The sequence below is a fragment of the Chamaesiphon sp. OTE_20_metabat_361 genome (assembly GCF_031364565.1).
Genome location: NZ_JANLWO010000786.1, coordinates 1 through 1,931, shown reverse-complemented (window position 1 = coordinate 1,931; position 1,931 = coordinate 1). Strand labels below are relative to the sequence as shown.

Genomic DNA, 1,931 nt, shown 5'->3' with positions numbered 1-1,931 from the left:
ATCCAGAATGGAATGAGTGCCGCTCCACGCTTCACACAGATCGAACCATACGCAGGAGAGTTTGAGAGGCGGCGTTCCGCCTGTCTTGTCTCGCTAAACCCTCGGGGAACCCGAGGAGCGCGAGCCGCTTTCAACGGGGGGTCTGGGGGTCGGAGCGACGCGCGCTCTGGAGGTTCCCTCCAGGTATAGCGCGTCAAGACAACCCCCAGATCCGGGTTCTGCCTCCGCTAGGAAAAACGAAATTCACTAATATCTAACATTTGCCGCTCCGCTTGAGACAACAGACGATCGCTATTAGGAGAAACAAAACCCACTAATATCTAGCATTTGCCGCCCCGCTTTATACAAAAAATCCCCAACTCAGGTAACATCAAAACCCACTAATCGATCGCGATCGTAGTCGGAGTAGTAGGCGCAGCTCCCGAATTATTCCGAATATCCGGGATATGTGGATTGCGGAAATCCGCATACAACTTATCGCGCCAAGTGAAAAAGATATCATAGTCAGGATTATCAGCAAACCCCGGAATACCTTTACCCTTGAGATTGAACGGCACATTCAGATAAGGGCCAGTTGGAATTTTGAGCAACAAACTCAACCCCGCCACCGTCAGATCTGCCAGCGTCGGCGTATCGCCGATCAGATAGGCACAAGAGTTCTGTGCGAGCAGCATACAAATAGATTCGAGACTGCGGTGCATCTCGGCTTTAGCTGCTTTAATCGAGTCAGGAGTCAATCCCACACCCAATCCCAGCAGATCGATCGCCTCTGTCGGAATCGAGCCAACCAAATTTTTGAAGATATCTGGGGTACCTGCGGGTAAAATAGAAGTACGCAGGCTACTACTTTTGAGACTTTCCAACAAAATCGATCGACCCTTAACCCCGATCGAGTCATCAGCCCACTGTTCTAACAGTAAACAAGTTGCTTTTTGTTGGGGATTAGTTGGGATAATTGGGCGATCTGGATAAGTTTTGTCCAAGTAGAGAGCGATCGCGGTCGAGTCAGCAACGATCTTATTACCATCTTTGAGGACGGGAACTTGTCGTTGTCCGGACATCCGAAATAAATCTAATTGTCCCATCCCCGGCATAACTTCGATTTTGCGATATGCTAACCCTTTATAGTCCAGAACTAATCTAACTTTTTCCGAAAAGTGCGACAATTCAAATTGATATAGTTCTAGCATGGCTTTTACTCTCCGAGCATAATTTACAACAGCACTACCATTTATCCTAGAACATCAACAGTGAAATACATATATACAAGCTTACGGTTTTCACTCCGATCTTATTTATAATGCCCAAGCTTATGCCACCCGATTCCGCATCGCCGCCGCTACATGAACGATTGGGAGATCCGCCCTGGCACTACTGGATTGCTAGAGTAGTGCCCATGCTATATGTTACTACGTTGACTCTGCTGCTCCCTACTCTTTTGACACGATCTTTTGTGGTGTCAGATCTAGGCGTGAACCAAGATCGCCGATTGCAGCAACATCTGCGCGCCATCTCGATTAAAGTTTTAGCGCATGGCGAACATATTGGTTCGGGGGTGTTGCTGGCGCGACAGCAGCAGGTGTATACCGCCATTACCAATGCTCATGTCATTCAAGCTACTAATGCCCCCTTTCAACTGCAAACCCACGATGGACAAGTATATGCAGCCGCTTTAATTACACCGCCATCCGGCCAAAATCGCGATCTGAGCATCCTCCGCTTTCAAAGTCCCGATCGCACCTACACCACTGCCAAATTAGCCACAGCTAGTCCCAAAATCGGCGATCGCATCTGGTCGGCAGGATTCCCGAGTGAGAATGGCAATCCGGGGGAAGATCGCCACAGTGGAGCCACAGAGGTCAATTTGGGGCTACATATTATTAACGCTCAGATCGCGCAAATCTTACCGATCGCCATTGCTGGGGGCTATA

General features: G+C 48.9%; 2 protein-coding genes. One reads left to right on the top strand and one right to left on the bottom strand.

The window, feature by feature from the left end; translation table 11 throughout:
• Nucleotides 1-380: 380 nt before the first annotated feature.
• A complete protein-coding gene (locus tag RMO35_RS22265) occupies nucleotides 381-1,190 on the bottom strand; it encodes a glutathione S-transferase family protein (protein ID WP_309744421.1) in 810 nt (269 codons plus the stop codon).
• A 122-nt stretch (nucleotides 1,191-1,312) separates the two neighbouring features.
• Between RMO35_RS22265 and RMO35_RS22260 the strand changes: the two genes are divergently transcribed.
• On the top strand, nucleotides 1,313-1,931 hold a 619-nt coding region (locus RMO35_RS22260), incomplete at its 3' end, for a serine protease (RefSeq protein WP_309744419.1).

Coding starts and splice junctions, on each gene's coding strand:
- RMO35_RS22265 (WP_309744421.1), bottom strand. CDS start 1,190: ATGCTAGAACTATATCAATTTGAATTGTCGCACTTTTCGGAAAAAGTT.